The 17,605-nt window shown below is 68.3% G+C and carries 9 protein-coding genes; 8 read left to right on the top strand and 1 reads right to left on the bottom strand.

Going from position 1 to position 17,605, the window contains the following annotated elements; all coding sequences use genetic code 11:
* Window positions 1–200: 200 nt before the first annotated feature.
* The 5 genes from FQ377_RS10525 (at window position 201) to glgX (ending at window position 6,747) form a co-directional block, all read left to right on the top strand.
* Window positions 201–683, top strand: coding sequence for a CarD family transcriptional regulator (locus tag FQ377_RS10525; protein WP_148601235.1), 483 nt, complete (start codon window positions 201–203; stop codon window positions 681–683).
* Between the two features lie 79 nt (window positions 684–762).
* Complete coding sequence (gene ispD / locus FQ377_RS10520) at window positions 763–2,118, top strand: 2-C-methyl-D-erythritol 4-phosphate cytidylyltransferase (RefSeq protein WP_148601234.1); 1,356 nt, start codon at window positions 763–765, stop codon at window positions 2,116–2,118.
* A 9-nt stretch (window positions 2,119–2,127) separates the two neighbouring features.
* Window positions 2,128–3,588 carry a cysteine--tRNA ligase gene (gene cysS / locus FQ377_RS10515; protein WP_148601233.1) on the top strand — a complete coding sequence of 487 codons (1,461 nt, stop codon included), beginning with the start codon at window positions 2,128–2,130 and terminating at the stop codon, window positions 3,586–3,588.
* Window positions 3,589–3,656: 68 nt separating this feature from the next.
* The gene (rlmB, locus tag FQ377_RS10510; RefSeq protein WP_148601232.1) at window positions 3,657–4,637 is read left to right on the top strand and encodes a 23S rRNA (guanosine(2251)-2'-O)-methyltransferase RlmB; all 981 of its coding nucleotides are present in this window, start codon (window positions 3,657–3,659) and stop codon (window positions 4,635–4,637) included.
* A gap of 10 nt (window positions 4,638–4,647) precedes the next feature.
* The gene (glgX, locus tag FQ377_RS10505) at window positions 4,648–6,747 is read left to right on the top strand and encodes a glycogen debranching protein GlgX (RefSeq protein ID WP_148601231.1); all 2,100 of its coding nucleotides are present in this window, start codon (window positions 4,648–4,650) and stop codon (window positions 6,745–6,747) included.
* A 62-nt stretch (window positions 6,748–6,809) separates the two neighbouring features.
* On the opposite strand, the gene glgP is transcribed toward glgX, so the two are convergent.
* Complete coding sequence (glgP, locus tag FQ377_RS10500; RefSeq protein WP_148601230.1) at window positions 6,810–9,422, bottom strand: alpha-glucan family phosphorylase; 2,613 nt, start codon at window positions 9,420–9,422, stop codon at window positions 6,810–6,812.
* Window positions 9,423–9,551: 129 nt separating this feature from the next.
* On the opposite strand from glgP, the gene FQ377_RS10495 reads away from it, so the two are divergent.
* The 3 genes from FQ377_RS10495 to glgB are packed head-to-tail and all read left to right on the top strand — an operon-like array spanning window position 9,552 to window position 17,178.
* Window positions 9,552–11,591, top strand: a complete 2,040-nt coding sequence (locus FQ377_RS10495) for an alpha-1,4-glucan--maltose-1-phosphate maltosyltransferase (protein WP_148601229.1) — start codon at window positions 9,552–9,554, stop codon at window positions 11,589–11,591.
* Complete coding sequence (gene treS / locus FQ377_RS10490; RefSeq protein WP_148601228.1) at window positions 11,591–13,360, top strand: maltose alpha-D-glucosyltransferase; 1,770 nt, start codon at window positions 11,591–11,593, stop codon at window positions 13,358–13,360. The genes FQ377_RS10495 and treS overlap by 1 nt, the downstream gene beginning before the upstream one ends.
* Complete coding sequence (gene glgB / locus FQ377_RS10485) at window positions 13,357–17,178, top strand: 1,4-alpha-glucan branching protein GlgB (protein ID WP_187393329.1); 3,822 nt, start codon at window positions 13,357–13,359, stop codon at window positions 17,176–17,178. The genes treS and glgB overlap by 4 nt, the downstream gene beginning before the upstream one ends.
* The last annotated feature ends 427 nt before the right edge of the window (window positions 17,179–17,605 follow it).

Below are 17,605 nucleotides of genomic sequence, written 5' to 3'. Positions count from 1 at the left end.
CGTGGACCAGACTATCGGCAAGCCCGGTGGATCGTGGCGTCGGCGCAGCCGGCGCGCGGAGCTGCGAACCACCGGATCGCAGCTCCGTCAAGAGGCGAATCATAGCCACAGAAGGCACATTAGGCCGCTGACCTGCGCGGACACGCCATCGGCGTGTCGCTCCCGTGATAAACTCGTCTTCGGGAAAGGGGAATGTCCACATGGTTTTTGAGGTCGGCGAAACAGTTGTTTATCCTCACCACGGCGCGGCGAAGATCGAAGAGATCAAGATGCGTACCGTCAGGGGCGAAGAGAAGATGTATCTCAAGCTCAAGGTGGCCCAGGGTGACCTGACGATAGAAGTACCAGCGGAGAACGTCGATCTTGTTGGAGTACGCGACGTGGTTGGCAAGGAAGGCCTCGAGCACGTGTTCGACGTCCTCCGTGCCGAGTTCACCGAGGAGCCCACCAACTGGTCGCGCCGCTACAAGGCGAATCTGGAGAAGCTCGCATCCGGTGACGTCATCAAGGTCGCCGAGGTCGTCCGCGACCTGTGGCGCCGCGACCACGACCGAGGTCTGTCGGCGGGCGAGAAGAGGATGCTCGCGAAAGCGCGGCAGATCCTCATCTCCGAGCTGGCACTGGCGGAGAAGACCGACGAGGAGAAGGCGGCAACGGTCCTCGACGAGGTCCTCGCCTCCTAGGAGCCGTCCTGCAGCAGAACCCATCGGAAGAGGGGCCTTCGGGCCCCTCTTCCGCTGTCTGCTGTCATAGGGTGGCGTGATGCCCGTAACCACAGCTCCGCAGTCCGTTCGCACCGGCGTGGGTGTGGTCGTGGTCGCCGCCGGATCGGGTCAACGCCTCGGCCACGGGATCCCGAAGGCTCGCGTCCTGTGCGGCGGGCTCACCCTCCTCGAGCACGCACTCCGGGCCGTCCTCGCAGCGGAGCTCGCCGAGGTCGTCGTCGTGGTGCTGCCGCCCGGCGATGAAGTGCTGGCCGGCGTCGTCGCGGGCGCTACCGGGGCTGCGCAGGGCGGGCCACGCATTCTCGCCGTCGCCGGCGGGGCATCACGTTCGGCGTCGGTCCGCTCCGGCCTCGACGCCCTTCCCGCGACCCTCCGGACGATCCTGGTCCACGACGCCGCACGGGCCTTGACCCCGCCCGAGGTCTTCCACCGGGTGGCAGCCCGGGTCTCCGAAGGCGCGGCAGCCGTGATCCCCGTCCTCCCCGTGGTGGACACGGTCAAGATCGTGGAGGGCGATGTGGTGACCCGGACTCCCGACCGGGCAGTGCTGCGCGCGGTGCAGACGCCCCAGGGCTTCGACGCCGCGGCCCTGCTCGAGGCGCACGCGAGCGCCCCCGCCGAGCATCCTGCCGTCACGGACGACGCCATGCTCATGGAAGCGCGCGGTACCGCCGTCCACGTGGTCGACGGCGATCCCCTGGCCTTCAAGGTGACCACCGCACTGGACCTGACCGTCGCCGAGGCCGTCCTCGCGCGGACCACCACGCCCGCGCGGGTGCCCGGTCGAGAACCCGCTGGTACCAGCACCAGAATCAGCACCAGCACCAGCACCAGGAGCACCGTGTACCCCAGCGACCACCTGGGCCTTCCCCGCACCGGGATCGGCACCGACGTCCATGCCTACGCCCCGGACGACGCCCCTGCGCCGCTGTGGCTCGCTGGTCTCCACTGGGAGGGTGAGCGCGGACTGTCCGGTCACTCGGACGGCGACGTCGTGGCCCACGCGGCCTGCGACGCGCTCTTCTCCGCGGCGGGCATCGGCGATCTCGGCGTGCACTTCGGCACCGATCGGCCGGAGTACGCCGGCGCCTCCGGCCGGACCCTGCTCTCGGCTGCTGCCGGGATAGTGCGGGGAGCCGGCTTCGAGATCGGCACCATCGCCGTGCAGCTCATCGGCAACCGGCCCGTCTTCGGCCCCCGCCGCACGGAGGCCGAGAAAGCTCTCTCCGACGCTGCGCAGGCCCCGGTCAGCATCTCCGCGACGACCGCCGACGGCCTCGGCCTCACCGGTCGGGGGGAGGGCGTCGCGGCCATCGCGACCGCCGTCGTCGTCGCTTCGGGGACGGTCCCGGGGGGAGCCCGCCCGAGCCGATCGCTGACGGTCGACGGGTAATCTGGACCGGTGAGCCTGCGATTCTATGACACCGCCCGCGCCGAGGTGCGCCCCTTCGAACCGCTCGAGGCGGGCAGGGCGAGTCTCTACTACTGCGGCGCCACGGTGCAGGGCATGCCGCACGTGGGCCATGTCCGCTCCGCCATCGTCTTCGACCAGCTCACGCGTTGGCTCGAGGCGAGCGGGCTGCGGGTCACCGTCGTCAGGAACGTGACGGACATCGACGACAAGATCCTCGAGAAATCACGCGCGTCCTTCGAGGACGGCGCGCCCGCTGACCCTGCCGTGGTTCCCGCGGAGGAATGGTGGGCCCTGGCGTACCGGTTCGAGCAGGAGTTCTCCCGCGCCTACTCGGCCCTCGGCGTCCGGCCTCCGACCTACGAACCACGCGCCACGGGGCACATCCCGGAGATGCACGCGCTCATCCAGCGCCTCGTGGACCGCGGGCACGCGTACCCCGCTCCCGACGGCTCGGGCGACGTCTACTTCGACGTCCGGTCCTGGTCCGCCTACGGCAGCCTCACGCACCAGGGCCTCGACGACATGCAGGCAGCTCCCGACGCCGATCCGCGCGGCAAGCGCGACCCACGGGACTTCGCGCTGTGGAAGGGCTCGAAGGACACGGACCCGGCGACGGCGTCCTGGGACAGCCCGTGGGGTGCGGGACGGCCCGGCTGGCACCTCGAGTGCTCGAGCATGGTCACCAAATACCTCGGTGCCGAGTTCGACATCCACGGCGGGGGCCTGGATCTGCGCTTCCCCCACCACGAGAACGAGATGGCCCAGTCGCAGGCCGCCGGCCACGCCTTCGCCCGCTTCTGGATGCACAACGGGATGGTCACCTACGGCGGCGAGAAGATGTCGAAGTCCCTCGGCAACACCGTCGGCCCCCAGGAGATGATCGACGCCGCCGGGGCCCGCGTGGTGCGCTACTACCTCGGCCAGGCGCACTATCGTTCGGTGCTGGACTACCGGGGCACCTCCCTGCAGGAGGCCGCCGCGGCCGTGGCACGCATCGACGGCTTCATCGCCAAGGCGACCGCCCGGGTCGGACCCCCGGTCCGCGACGCCGCACGGGTCGCTGCCCTTCCCCCGGACTTCACCGCGGCCATGGACGACGACCTCAACGTGCCCCAGGCGCTCGCCGTGCTCCACACCACCGTGCGCAGCGCGAACATCGCGCTCGCAGCGGGGAACGACGACGCCGTCGCCTCCGGTCTCGCCGCCGTCGTCGCCATGACCGGGGTCCTCGGCCTCGACGACGCCGGTGCTCCCTCCGGCGCGGCAGCGGACGCGGCCGGGAGCGATGCCCTGGCGGCTCTTGTCGCCGACCGCATCGCGGAGCGCGGCGAGGCCCGCGCCGCGCGCGACTGGGCCAGGGCCGATGCCATACGGGACGGGCTGGCTGCAGCCGGGATCACCCTCGAGGACTCGGCGGAGGGCGCCAGCTGGTCCCTGACCGCAGGGTAGGACACACGGCCCCCGGCAGGGCCGCGTAAACTGGCCGTGATTCTACTTCCGACTAAAGGTGTTCTTCCATGGCCAGTCACGGGCGTCCAGGCGCGGTTCGCAAAACAAAGAAGGGCCCCGCGATCGGTACCGGCGGCCACGGACGGAAGTCGCTCGAGGGCAAGGGCCCCACCCCGAAGGCGGAGGACCGCCCGTACCACAAGGCGTACAAGAGCAAGGAGCTGGCGGAGCGTTCCGCCGCGAAGCGTGGCGGCAAGAGTGCCGGGACCGGCCGGACCAAGGGCAAGGCGGCCGAGGAGGTCGTCACGGGCCGTAACTCCGTCCTCGAGGCGCTCCGTGCGGGTATCCCGGCCAAGGCGCTCCATGTAGCAATCCGCGTCGAGATGGACGATCGCGTGCGTGACTCGCTCAAGCTCGCGAACGAGCGCGGCATCCCCGTGATGGAGACCGGCAAGCCGGAGCTCGATCGCATGACCGACGGCGCCGTGCACCAGGGCCTCATGCTGCAGATCCCGCCCTACGAGTACGCCGACGCGCTCGATCTCGTGGACGAGACCATCGAGCGGTACCGTCGCGGCCACGTGGGCAACGCCCCGCTCTTCGTGGCCCTCGACGGCATCACCGACCCCCGCAACCTGGGTGCCATCATCCGCTCGGCGTCGGCCTTCAGCAGCCACGGCGTGATCGTGCCAGAACGCCGTGCCGTGGGTGTCACGGCCTCCGCGTGGAAGACCAGCGCGGGTGCCGCGGTGCGGGTGCCCGTGGCCCGTGTGGGCAATCTCAACTCGGCGCTGAAGTCCTTCAAGAGCAAGGGCATCTTTGTGCTCGGACTGGACGGCGACGGCGACGTCTCACTGCCCGGGCTCTCGCTGGGACGCGATCCCATCTGCATCGTCGTCGGCTCCGAGGGGAAGGGACTGTCCCGGCTGGTCCGCGAGAACTGCGACCAGATCGTGTCCATCCCCATCGATTCGGCCATGGAGTCCCTCAACGCGTCGATGGCGGTGGGAATCACCCTGTACGAGGTCTCCCGCCAGCGCGCCTCCTGATCGGGCCGTCATGACCCAGCAGGCACAGCTCCTTCCGCGAGCCTCCCGGGATTTCCCGCTCGGACTCCACGGCATCGGCTCGGGCGGGGACGCGCACGCGAACGCGGCTGTCCGCGCCCCTGGCATCGCCTCGATGGACGTGCACTGGCGCCGCTCGGACGGCACCTGGGCCTCGGACACCCTCGTGGGGCTGGACGGCGGTGTCCATCACGGTGTGGTGGGCCCGGTGGAGCCCGGCGCCCTCTACGCGTTCTGGCCCACGGGGGAGGAGCTGCCCGGAGCGGACGGTGAGGCACAACTGCTCCTCGATCCCTACGCACGGGCGGTGGAGACGGTCCTGGTCGATCCCGGGACGGACGAGCAGGCCTCGCCGGTGTACTACTCGGTCTTCCTGGAGCACGCCTTCGACTGGGGGTCGAGCGAGCGTCCCGGGACCGCGTGGCGGGACACCGTCATCTACGAGGCCCACGTCAAGGGTCTGACGAAGCTGCATCCGGAGGTGCCCCGGGAGCTGCGCGGTACCTACGCGGGGCTGGGGCATCCGGCGATGACCGCGTATCTGCGCGAGCTGGGCGTCACGGCCGTGGAACTCCTCCCGGTCCAGTTCCACATCGACGAGCCGCATCTCGAACCCCTGGGCCTGAGCAACTACTGGGGCTACAACACGCTCGGCTTCTTCGCCGCCCATACCGCCTACGCCACGGAGGCTGCACGCACAGCCGGTCCCGCGGCTGTGCTCCACGAATTCAAGACCATGGTCCGCGCGCTCCACGACGCCGGACTCGAGGTGATCCTCGACGTCGTCTACAACCACACCGCCGAGGGTGAACAGCACAGGCCCGCCCTGTGCTGGCGTGGACTGGGGGACCTCGACTACTACCGCCACGACGACGCCGGCCGTTACGTGGATACGACCGGGTGCGGCAACAGTCTCGACTTCTCCCAACCGCACGTCATGGAGTTCGCGCTGGACTCCCTCCGCTACTGGGTGGAGGAGTGCCGGATCGACGGGTTCCGGTTCGATCTGGCCGTCACGCTGGCGCGGGACGAGCGGGGGGCGTTCTCGGCCAGGCACCCGTTCCTCGTCGCGGCCAAGGCATCGAAGGCCCTGCGGGGGACGAAACTCATCACGGAGCCGTGGGACATCGGCCACGACGGCTGGCAGACCGGGCGGTTCCCGGTGGGCTGGGCCGACTGGAACGACGGCTTCCGGGACACGGTGCGTGACTTCTGGCTCAGCGACGTCGCCGCGATCGCCGACGGCGGGTCCGGGTCCTCGACGGGCCGGCTGGCGGGCTGCCTCTCCGGCTCCTCCGACGCCTTCGCGGCCTCCGGGCGGAGTCCCCTGGCCTCGGTCAATCTCGTCACGGCCCACGACGGCTTCACCCTCGCCGATCTCACCGCGTACGAGCGCAAGCACAACGAGGCCAACGGCGAGGACAACCGCGACGGGCACAGCCACAACCACAGCTACAACCACGGGGTCGAGGGCCCCACGGAGGACGAGGCCGTCCTCGCCGCCCGTGAGCGGAGCGCCCGGAATCTGCTGGCCTCACTGCTCGTCTCGCTCGGCGTGCCGATGCTGACCGCGGGGGACGAGTTCGGCCGCTCGCAGGGCGGCAACAACAACGCCTACTGCCAGGACAACGAGCTCGCCTGGGTCCAGTGGCCCGACGACGCCGCGTCCCGGCGCATGCTGGCAGCCACCAGGACCCTGCTAGCACTCCGGCGGGGCTTCCTGTCCCGCCAGCCCGCGAGCTTCCCGTCCCGTGCGGACCGGTCGACGCTGCTCTGGTTCAGCAGTGCGGGCGTGCCCATGACGGCGCGGGAGTGGGAGGACCCGCAGACGCGGACCGTGCAGTTCCTGCTCGGCTCCGCGGGCGGCAGCATTGCCGGCCTCGTCGTCGTCAACGGCTCACCCCACGCGGCGCACATCCGGCTCCCGCCCGCGCCCTCCGTGCTCGGCCGGGATGCCGACCGACCGGGCTGGTTCGGTGCCGTCTTCGACTCTGCCACCGCTGGGTCACCGGACGATCCGCCCGCCACACGGCTCCACCCGGGCGACGTCGATGTGCTGGCCCCGGATTCGCTGCGCATCTACCGCTGCTGAGGGAACGACGGAGCCCGAGACCATTGGTCCCGGGCTCCGTCGTCAGCTGGAGTGGACTCAGGTCAGGCGTTCACGACCAGGCCCATCTCGGCCTTCGAGACGAGCGTGTGGTGCTGCGGCAGCACCCGCACCGTGTACCCGAAGGATCCGGTGTGATCGATCGTGATGACCCCGGTGAAATGGTGGCGTCCGCTCCCGAGGTTCTCGGTGACCTGGAGTTCGTCCACCGACACGCCACTGAGTTCGTCATTGTCGAGTGCCCGGCCGTAGGCCACCTCGACCGTGACGTCCTCGGGGTCGAGTCCGCCGAGCGCCACGTACGCGCTGACGGTGAGTGCATCGCCGATCTGCGGGTCCTCCGAGACGCCCGTGGAGTCGACGTGCTCAACCTGCACGGCAGGCCAGTTCCCGTGGACCCGGGAGCGCCAGGCCGCGGTCCGCTTCGCGAGGGCGAACTGGTTCGCGGTGATCTCACGGCCCGCGTGGCATGCCGGCCGATACAGCTTCTCCACGTAGTCCTGGAGCATGCGCTCCGCAGAGACCGCAGGGCCGAGCGTTGCCATGGTGTGCTTGATCATCGCGATCCACTGGTGCGGGACGCCGTCGTGCGAGGGCTCCGAGGGGCCTGCGGCCCCGGCGCCCTGCGCAGGGACCTTCGAGTAGAAGCGCGGACCCACCTGGGTCTCGAGGAGGTCGTAGAGCGCCGCCGCCTCGATGTCGTCGCGCTCCTCGGCGGTGGCGCTGTCGTCCGCCGTCGGGATGGCCCAGCCGTTGTCGCCGTCGTACATCTCGTCCCACCAGCCGTCCAGGACGGAGAGATTCAGGCCGCCGTTGAGGGCGGACTTCATGCCCGACGTGCCGCAGGCCTCCAGCGGGCGGAGCGGGTTGTTCAGCCAGACATCGCAGCCCGGGAACAGGGTGCGTGCCATGGCGATGTCGTAGTTCGGCAGGAAGACGATCCGGTGGCGGACCTCGGGGTCGTCCGTGAAACGCACCAGATCCTGGATCATGCGCTTGCCCTGCTCGTCGGCCGGGTGCGACTTCCCTGCGATCACGAGCTGGATGGGGTGCTCCGGATGCAGGAGCAGGGCCTTCAGGCGTGCCGGTTCGCGCAGCATCAGGGTGAGCCGCTTGTAGGTGGGGACGCGGCGCGCGAAGCCGATGGTGAGCACGTCCGGGTCGAGGACGGAGTCCGTCCAGGCCAGTTCCTTCCCGGAGGCCCCCCGCTTCTTCCAGGAGGATCGCAGGCGGCCGCGGACGTCGTCCACCAGATTGGAGCGCATACTGCGGCGCAGGGCCCAGATGTCCGTGTCGGGGACGTCGTAGACCTTGCTCCACTGCGGGTCGAGGATGGACTCCGCGCCGAAGGACGAGCGTGCGAAGTCGGCGATCTGCGGATCGACCCAGCTCGGCACATGGACGCCGTTGGTGACCGAGGTGATGGGCACCTCCTGCGTGTCGAAGCCCGGCCAGAGACCCGAGAACATGCCGCGTGACACTTCGCCGTGCAGCTTGGCCACCCCGTTGGCGCGCTGGGCGAGGCGCAGGCCCATGACGGCCATGTTGAACTTCGTCGGATCGCCGTCCGCGTAGTTCTCGGCGCCGAGGGCCAGCACCCGGTCCGTGGGCACGCACGGTGCCAGGCCCGCGTGGAAGAAGTGCTCGATCTGTGTCCGCTCGAAGCGGTCGATCCCCGCAGGGACGGGCGTGTGGGTGGTGAAGACGGTGGAGGCCCGGCCGGCGGTCAGTGCCTCCTCCCAGCTCATGGGGGACTCGTTGGCCGGATCCATGAGCTCGCGGATGCGCTCGATACCGAGGAAGCCGGCGTGACCCTCGTTGGTGTGGAAGACCTCGGGCGCAGGAGTCCCCGTGAGGCGCTCGAAGATGCGCAGCGCCTTCACGCCGCCCATGCCGAGCAGCAGTTCCTGCTGGAGCCGCTGGTCCCCGCCGCCACCGTAGAGACGGTCGGTGACGTTGCGCGCGGCCTCGTCGTTCTCGGCGACATTGGAGTCCAGCAGCAGGAGGGGCACGCGCCCGACGTCGGCACGCCAGATGTGCGCAGCGAGCTGGCGGCCGTTGGGCAGCGGCAGAACCACCTTCGCGGCGGAGCCGTCCGCCTCCCGCAGGAGCGTCAGCGGGAGATTGTCGGGGTCGAGGACGGGATAGGTCTCCTGCTGCCAGGCATCACGGGAGAGCGACTGCTTGAAGTAGCCGGCCTGGTACAGCAGGCCGACGCCGATCAGGGGGACACCGAGATCGGAGGCGGACTTGAGGTGGTCACCGGCGAGGATGCCGAGGCCACCGGAGTACTGGGGGAGGACGGCGCTGATGCCGTACTCCGGCGAGAAGTAGGCGATGCTGCGCGGTGCCTCGTCACCGAGGCCCTGGTACCAGCGTGGGCCCGTCAGGTACTCGTCGAGATCCGCGTCGAGTTCGCCGATGCGCTGCACGAGCGCCTCGTCCGCGGCGAGCTGCTGGAGCTTCTCGCGCGTGACCGATCCGAGGAAGGCCACCGGGTCGTGCCCACTGTCCGCCCAGGCCGCGGGATCGATGTCCTCGAACAGGCGCGAGGTCGGCAGGTGCCAGGACCAGCGCAGATTCCCTGCGAGTTTGCCGAGCGGGGCGATGCTCTCGGGGAGGACGGTACGGACGGTAAATCTACGGATTGCCTTCACCCTTTTACGCTAGCGCACTTACCCCGCAGGACAACGGCTGCGACGCGGGGTGGTGCTATAAGACCTTCGCCCGAAAGTCATTCCAAGCCCCCTTAGGAATTCAGGCCTTTAATCGCTAACGTCGTGTGGGTGAGAACCACCAGCGAAGAGAACCCGAACGCCCGGTATCCGGAGGGACTGCGGTTCGGCCGCATCCCCATCACGGCTGTGAGTCCCGTGGTGGAGGACGGCCGCTTCCCCGCGAAGGCGATCCCCGGCTCGGACATCGCCGTCGGAGCCACCGTCTTCAGGGAGGGCCACGACCAGCTCGGGGTATCCGCGGTCCTCTACGACCCCCGGGGTGACGAGGTGCAGCGCGTGCGCATGACTCCCGTGGGCTCCGGTCTCGACCGCTGGGCCGGGACCCTCACACCACGCGCGCAGGGACTCCACTCCTTCCGCATCGAGGGGTGGTCCGACATCTTCGGGACCTGGGAGCATGACGCGACGATCAAGATCGCCGCCGGCGTCGACACCGAGCTGATGCTCGCCGAGGGGGCCGCCCTCTTCGAGCGCGCGGCGGACGAGCGCTCCACCGCCGATGCGAAGCTCTTCCGCGCGGCGGCCCGCATCCTGGCCGATACCGACCGGAGTGTCGAGGCCCGCCTGGCCGCAGGCCTGTCGCCCGAGATCCACGAGGCGATCGGGCGCCTACCCATCCGCTCCATGGTCACGGAGTCCTCCGCCTACCCCATCACCGTGGAGCGCGAGCTGGCGGGGCGGGCCGCCTGGTACGAGTTCTTCCCCCGCTCCGAGGGTGCCCGCTACGATCCCGAGACCGCCGAATGGACTTCCGGGACCTTCCGCGAGGCCACCAAGCGCCTCGACGCCGTCGCCGCCATGAACTTCGACGTCGTCTACCTGCCGCCCATCCACCCGATCGGTCGGGTGCACCGCAAGGGACCGAACAACACCCTCACCGCCGGCCCCGGCGACCCCGGGTCCCCCTGGGCCATCGGCTCCGAGGAGGGTGGACACGACGCCATCCACCCCGATCTCGGGACCTTCGACGACTTCGACGCCTTCGTGGCCCGTGCCCGTGAACTGGATCTCGAGGTGGCCCTCGACCTGGCGCTGCAGGCAGCTCCCGACCACCCCTGGGTCACCACCCACCCCGAGTGGTTCACCACACGCGTGGACGGTTCCATCGCCTACGCGGAGAACCCCCCGAAGAAGTACCAGGACATCTACCCGATCAACTTCGACAACGACCCCCAGGGCATCTCCGAGGAGGTCCTGCGGATCGTCCTCATGTGGATCGATCACGGCGTGAAGATCTTCCGCGTGGACAATCCGCACACCAAACCGGTGCAGTTCTGGGAGTGGCTGATCGCGAAGGTCAACAGCGACCACCCGGAGGTCGTCTTCCTGGCCGAGGCGTTCACCCGGCCACCCATGATGCATGCCCTGGGCCGCGCAGGATTCCAGCAGTCCTACTCGTACTTCACCTGGCGGAACACGAAGACCGAGCTCGAGGAGTACTTCACCGAGATCAGCACGGTCTCGCCGGCGTACTTCCGGCCGAACTTCTTCGTGAACACCCCGGACATCCTCACGGAGTACCTCCAGTACGGCGGTCCCGCTGCCTTCCGCATCCGCGCCGTCCTGGCCTCCATGGCCAGCCCGCTCTGGGGCGTGTACTCGGGCTATGAACTCTTCGAGCACGTGGCCCGCCCCGGCGCCGAGGAATACCTGGACAACGAGAAGTTCCAGTACCGGCCCCGGGACTACGCGGCAGCGGAGGCCGAGGGCAAATCCCTCGCCCCCTTCATCACGAGGCTCAACGCCATCCGCCGGGCGCACCCGGCCCTGGGCGACCTCGAGAACCTGAGCATCCACTCGAGTACCGACCCGGCCACCCTGGTCTTCGCCAAGCACAAGCAGACCGACGAGGGCAAGGACACCATCATCGTCGTCGTGAACGTGGACCCGCACGGCACGCGGGAGAGCACCGTCTCGCTCGATCTTGCCGGCTTCGCGCTCGACGCGGCCGACCTCGACGAGAACGGCACGTTCCTCGTCGACGATCTCATCACCGGCCAGACGTTCAGCTGGGGCGAGCACAACTACGTACGCCTCGACCCCCACGTGGAACCCGCCCACATTCTTTCGATCAGGAGACAGCGCTAGTGGTCAATCCCTTCCAGCTGAACGCACCCGGACTGGCCCACGACCCCCAGTGGTACCGCAAGGCGGTCTTCTACGAGGTCCTGGTGCGCGGGTTCGCCGACGCGAACGGTGACGGTTCGGGAGATCTCTCCGGACTGATCGAGAAGCTCGACTACCTGCAGTGGCTCGGTATCGACTGCCTCTGGCTTCCCCCGTTCTTCGAATCCCCGCTGCGCGACGGCGGCTACGACATCTCGGACTACTACGACGTCCTCGACGAGTTCGGGTCCATGAGCGACTTCAAGCGCCTCGTCGCCGAGGCGCACGCGCGCGGCGTCCGGGTCATCATCGACCTGCCGGTCAATCACACCTCCGACCAGCATCAGTGGTTCCAGGAGTCCCGCAGCAATCCCGAGGGTCCCTACGGAGACTTCTACGTCTGGAGCGACACGGACGAGAAGTACGAGGACGCCCGCATCATCTTCGTGGACACCGAGGAGTCCAACTGGACCTTCGACCCGGTGCGCCGGCAGTTCTTCTGGCACAGGTTCTTCAGCCACCAGCCGGATCTGAACTTCGAGAACCCCGCGGTACAGGAAGCCATCTTCGACGTGGTCAGATTCTGGCTCGACCAGGGGATCGACGGTTTCCGCGCGGACGCCATTCCCTACCTGTTCGAGGAGGAGGGCACCAACTGCGAGAACCTGCCCAAGACCCACGAGTTCCTCAAGCGCCTGCGTGCCATGGTGGACGAGAACTACCCGGGCCGGGTGATCATCGCCGAGGCGAACCAGATGCCGGACGAGGTGGTGGAGTACTTCGGTGACGAGGACGGCCCCGAGTGCCACATGTCCTTCCACTTCCCCATCATGCCGCGGCTCTTCTACGCGCTGCGTGACCAGAAGGCGGCTCCCATCATCGAGACGATGAGGGACACCCCGGACATTCCTGCCGGCGCCCAGTGGGGGACCTTCCTCCGCAACCACGACGAGCTCACGCTGGAGATGGTGACCAACGAGGAGCGCGAGGCGATGCTCGGCTGGTACGCACCGGATCCGCGCATGCGGGCGAACGTCGGCATCCGCCGTCGCCTCTCCCCCCTGCTCGACAACTCACGGGCCGAGGTGGAGCTCATCCACGCGCTGCTGCTCTCGCTGCCGGGCAGCCCGTTCCTGTACTACGGGGACGAGATCGGGATGGGAGACAACATCTGGCTCGAGGACAGGGACGCCTCGCGCACCCCCATGCAGTGGAACCCGGACCGGAACGCGGGCTTCTCGCCGGTGGATCCGGGCAAGCTGTACCTCCCGGTGGTCCAGTCCCTCGTGTACCACTACAACCACGTGAACGTGGAGGCGCAGATGGCGACGTCGAGCTCGCTCCTGCACTGGCTGCGGCAGATGCTCGCCGTACGCAAGGCGCATCCCGCCTTCGGACTCGGTGCTTACCGGAATGTGCCGGTGGATTCGGAGAACGTGCTCGCCTTCATCCGCGAGATTCCCGAGACCGATGCCGAGGACGAGTACTCGGAGTCGGTGCTGTGCATCTTCAATCTGTCGCAGCACCCCGTTGCCGCGAGGATGCATCTGCCGGAGTACGCCGGACGGGGGTTGCGGGATCTCTTCGGGGGAGCGGTCTTCCCAGCATTCGCCGCTGACGGTGAGGTGACCCTGACGCTCGGCAGCCATGACTTCTTCTGGCTCCGGGTTCGCTCGGCGCACTCCAACACGTCATCCCCGCACACGCAGGCGATGCCGGTCATCGCCCTCCCGGAGGCCATCAGCCAGTGACCACCCACACCCCGTTCGTCCCCGACCTCCTCAACGAGTGGCTGCCGTCCCAGCGGTGGTTCCCCGCGAAGGGGCGCTCCGTGGCACTCACCGTCGCCGGTGGCGCCGTGCTCGAGGACCCGGCGGGTATCGCCGGCTTCGAGGTCAACTTCCTCGCCGTCGAGTCGGGTCGCCGTACCGACGTCGTCAGCGTGCCCATCAGCTATCGGCCCGAGCCCATCCAGGGCGCCGAGTCGGCGCTCATCGGGCAGGTCGAGCACCCTGTCCTGGGGGCCCGCTGGGCCTACGACGCCACGCACGACGCGGATTTCGTGCGGCTCTGGGTGAGGTACATCCTCACCGGTGCACGCTCCGCGGACGGGAGCCTGACCGGCGTCGTCATCAAGGAGCCCGAACACCAGGAGCCCGGCGTCGAGCAGCCCGTGAAAATCCTGCAGGGCGAGCAGTCGAACACCTCTGTGGTCTACGGCGCCGGCGCCGGGTCCATGATCGTCAAGTTTTTCCGCGTCCTCGCCTCGGGGGAGAGCCCCGACGTGCAGATCAGCGCGGGACTCACCGCCGAAGGCTCCACCGACACCCCCGACACGTTCGGCTGGATCACCGGATCGTGGCAGGAGGCGCATGACCGCACCGGTGACCCCGTCACCGGGCACGTGAGCGTGCTGCGCGATTTCGTGGAGGGCAGCACCGACGCATGGCGCACCGCATCGTTGGCAGCCTCGACGGCAACCGACTTCACCGCCGAGGCGCGCGGACTCGGTGGGGCCGTGGCGCGGATCCACCGCCAGCTCGAGGGGGCCTTCGGCAGCAGGCAGGCAACCGACGCCGAGAAGAAGGACTTCAGGGAAGCCCTCGCGCAGCGCATCCGCTGGGCGTGGGACGAGGCCGGCGACGCCGTCGGGCCCCTGGGTGCCGAGGTGGACCGGATCATCCAGGACGTGGAGGAGCTGCAGGACATTCCGCCCCTGCAGCGGATCCACGCCGATCTGCACCTGGGCCAGATCCTCCAGGCCCCCGACGGCGACTGGCTCGTCATCGACTTCGAGGGGGAGCCGCTCAGGCCCACCGCGGAGCGCAGCGTCCCCGACGTGCCCGTGCGCGACGTCGTCGGTATGGTCCGCTCGCTCGAGTACGCCGCAGCATCGCGCGGGGCGTCCGCCGTCGGCTCCCCCGAAGCCGCCGCTACCGAGCAGTGGTCCACGGCAGCGCGCGAAGCCTTCCTCGAGGGCTACGCGCAGGACGCCGCCGCCCCCATCGACACGACCGGCCCGCTCTTCAGGGCTCTGTGGCTCGACAAGGCCCTGTACGAAGTCGTCTACGAGATCCGCAACAGACCGGACTGGGTGGAAATGCCCGTCCGGGACGTCCGACGCGCCCTGGGGGTCAAGCCCGGGGCGGACGCTATGAAAGCAGCTGACATGACCTCCAGGAACGCAGAACCGGGCAACGGCCCGGGCGACGAGAGCGTCGCGAAGAAGACGGCGAAGACCGCGAAGGCAGTGGCCGGAAAGACGAAGGCCGCCGCGGCCAAGGCCAAGAAAGCGGCGTCGGCGGTGACCGACAGTGTGGCCGGGACCGTGAAGGAGACGGTGGCGGAATCGACCGGCAGCCCGGTGTCCTCCCCGCTGCCGGAGCTCACCCCCGTCGAGGTGGAACAGTCCCTCCTGCAGCAGGTGTCCGAGGGTGCCTACAACCAACCGCATGCGGTGCTGGGCGCACATCTCGCGGACGACGACGTCGTCACGATCAGGACACTGCGGCGACTGGCCCGCTCCGTCGTCGTCGTCACCGGCTCGGGACGTACGGAGCTGCGGCACGAGCACAACGGCATCTGGGTAGGGGCGCTCCGGGCAGAGACCGCCGGTCACGTCCCCGATTATCGCCTCGAGGTGACCTACGACGGTGACCCGGCGGTCGTCGATGATCCCTACCGGTTCCTGCCGACGCTCGGGGAGATAGACCTGCACCTGATCGGCGAGGGGCGCCACGAGACGCTGTGGACCGCCCTCGGCGCCCACGTCCGCCACTATTCCTCGGTGCTCGGCGACATCGAGGGTGTGTCCTTCGCGGTGTGGGCACCGAACGCGCGCGCCGTCCGGGTCATGGGTGACTTCAACGGGTGGGACGGAAGCGTCAACGCGATGCGCGTGCTCGGTTCCACGGGAGTCTGGGAGATCTTCATCCCCGGCGCTGGAGCAGGGACCCGCTACAAGTTCGAGATCCAGGGCGGGGACGGCCAGTGGCGGGAGAAGGCGGACCCCATGGCCCGGGGCACCGAGATCCCTCCGCTCACGGGGTCGCGGGTCGTCGAGTCGACGCACGTCTTCGACGACGACGCCTGGATGCAGGCGCGGGCCGAGACGGATCCCCACAATGGGCCCATGAGCGTCTACGAGATACATCTCGCGTCCTGGCGCCAGGGCCTCGACTACCGGGAACTCGCGGAGCAGCTGGTCGAGTACGTCACGTGGCAGGGCTTCACCCACGTGGAGCTGATGCCTGTCGCCGAGCACCCGTTCGGGGGCTCCTGGGGGTACCAGGTCACCTCCTACTTCGCGCCGACGTCGCGCTTCGGGTCCCCCGACGACTTCAAGTACCTGATCGACCGGCTGCACCAGGCCGGCATCGGGGTCATCATGGACTGGGTCCCCGCCCACTTCCCCAAGGACGAATGGGCGCTGGCCAAGTTCGACGGCGGGACGCTCTACGAGCACGGCGACCCGTTCCTCGGCGAGCACCAGGACTGGGGCACGCTGATCTTCGACTTCGGGCGGCGCGAGGTACGCAACTTCCTCGTGGCCAACGCGCTCTACTGGCTCGAGGAGTTCCACATCGACGGTCTCCGTGTCGACGCCGTCGCCTCGATGCTGTACCTGGACTACTCACGCGAGGAAGGCCAGTGGAGGCCGAACAGGTTCGGCGGCCGCGAGAACCTCGAGGCCATCTCCTTCCTGCAGGAGGTCAACGCGACCGCTTATCGGCGGGCTCCGGGGATCGTCATGATCGCCGAGGAGTCGACGGCCTTCGACGGCGTGACCAGGCCGACGAGCAGCGGGGGCCTGGGCTTCGGCATCAAGTGGAACATGGGCTGGATGCACGACACCCTGGAGTACGTCGCCGAGGATCCGATCAACCGGAAGCACCACCACGGCAAGGCGACGTTCTCTCTGGTGTACGCGTACACCGAGAACTTCCTGCTCCCCATCAGCCACGACGAGGTTGTCCACGGCAAGGGCTCCCTGCTCCGGAAGATGCCCGGTGACCGCTGGCAGCAACTGGCCAATGTCCGTGCCTATCTCGCGTTCCAGTGGGCCCATCCCGGCAAGCAGCTGATCTTCATGGGCACCGAGTTCGCCCAGGAGGCCGAGTGGGCGGAGCAGCGCAGCCTCGACTGGTGGCTCACCGAGACTCCCTCGCACAAGGGTGTCCAGGAGCTGGTCCGGTCTCTCAACGACGTGTACCGGCAAACCCCCGCGATGTATGCGCGGGACAACGAGCCGGCCGGGTTCCAATGGATCGACGAGAACGACGGCGAGCACAATACGCTCTCGTTCATCCGCTGGGACCATCAGGGGAACCCTCTCGTCTGCGTAGCGAACTTCGCCGGCGGACCGCACGAGGGATTCCGGGTCGGTCTGCCGTGGGCGGGTGAGTGGACGGAAGTTCTCAACACCGACTCCGAGGAGTTCGGGGGATCGGGAGTCGGCAATGACGGGCGGATCACCGCTGTGGAGGGTGCGCACAACGGACAGCCGGCCTACGGCGATATCCGCGTGCCGCCGCTCGGGGCGCTCTACTTCAAGCCGAACGTTTCCTGACCGACGGACGATGCTCCGCAGTGCGCAGCGGTGGCGCTCCCACGGGGAGTGCCACCGCTGTGCTGTATCCGCTTTGCATCGCAATCCGCTTTGCATCGCACCACGAGCGGTGCTATCGTTTAGATCCGCGCCGACGCCCCAGTGCACCCGGCCGAACTCCGCAGAACCGAACAGTTTCCCCTCCCTCGGGATGGGAAATGATCGGGCAGGGTTTGGTGGATTTGCTTGGTGGGGTTGGTGGGGGTAGGTTTAGGAAGTTGCTTCGGAGCGATGACATGGTTGTTTGATCGTGTTTGGTGCCGTTTGCTCCTGTTGTTTGAGAACTCAATAGTGTGCCAAGTTTTTTGATACCGATTGTTTGTTGATTGGTTGAATTTGCTGGTCGCCGTCGTTGTGGTGGTGGCTGGTTTTTTTGGCTGGTTTCGAA

Origin of the sequence: Arthrobacter echini (assembly GCF_008107445.1) — a bacterium.
GTDB classification, from domain to species: domain Bacteria; phylum Actinomycetota; class Actinomycetes; order Actinomycetales; family Micrococcaceae; genus Arthrobacter_D; species Arthrobacter_D echini_A.
Note: the sequence above shows the minus strand (reverse complement) of the source record. Positions and strands in the feature narration are given on the sequence as shown.

Coding starts and splice junctions, on each gene's coding strand:
- FQ377_RS10525 (WP_148601235.1), top strand. CDS start 201: ATGGTTTTTGAGGTCGGCGAAACAGTTGTTTATCCTCACCACGGCGCG.
- rlmB (WP_148601232.1), top strand. CDS start 3,657: ATGGCCAGTCACGGGCGTCCAGGCGCGGTTCGCAAAACAAAGAAGGGC.
- glgX (WP_148601231.1), top strand. CDS start 4,648: ATGACCCAGCAGGCACAGCTCCTTCCGCGAGCCTCCCGGGATTTCCCG.
- ispD (WP_148601234.1), top strand. CDS start 763: ATGCCCGTAACCACAGCTCCGCAGTCCGTTCGCACCGGCGTGGGTGTG.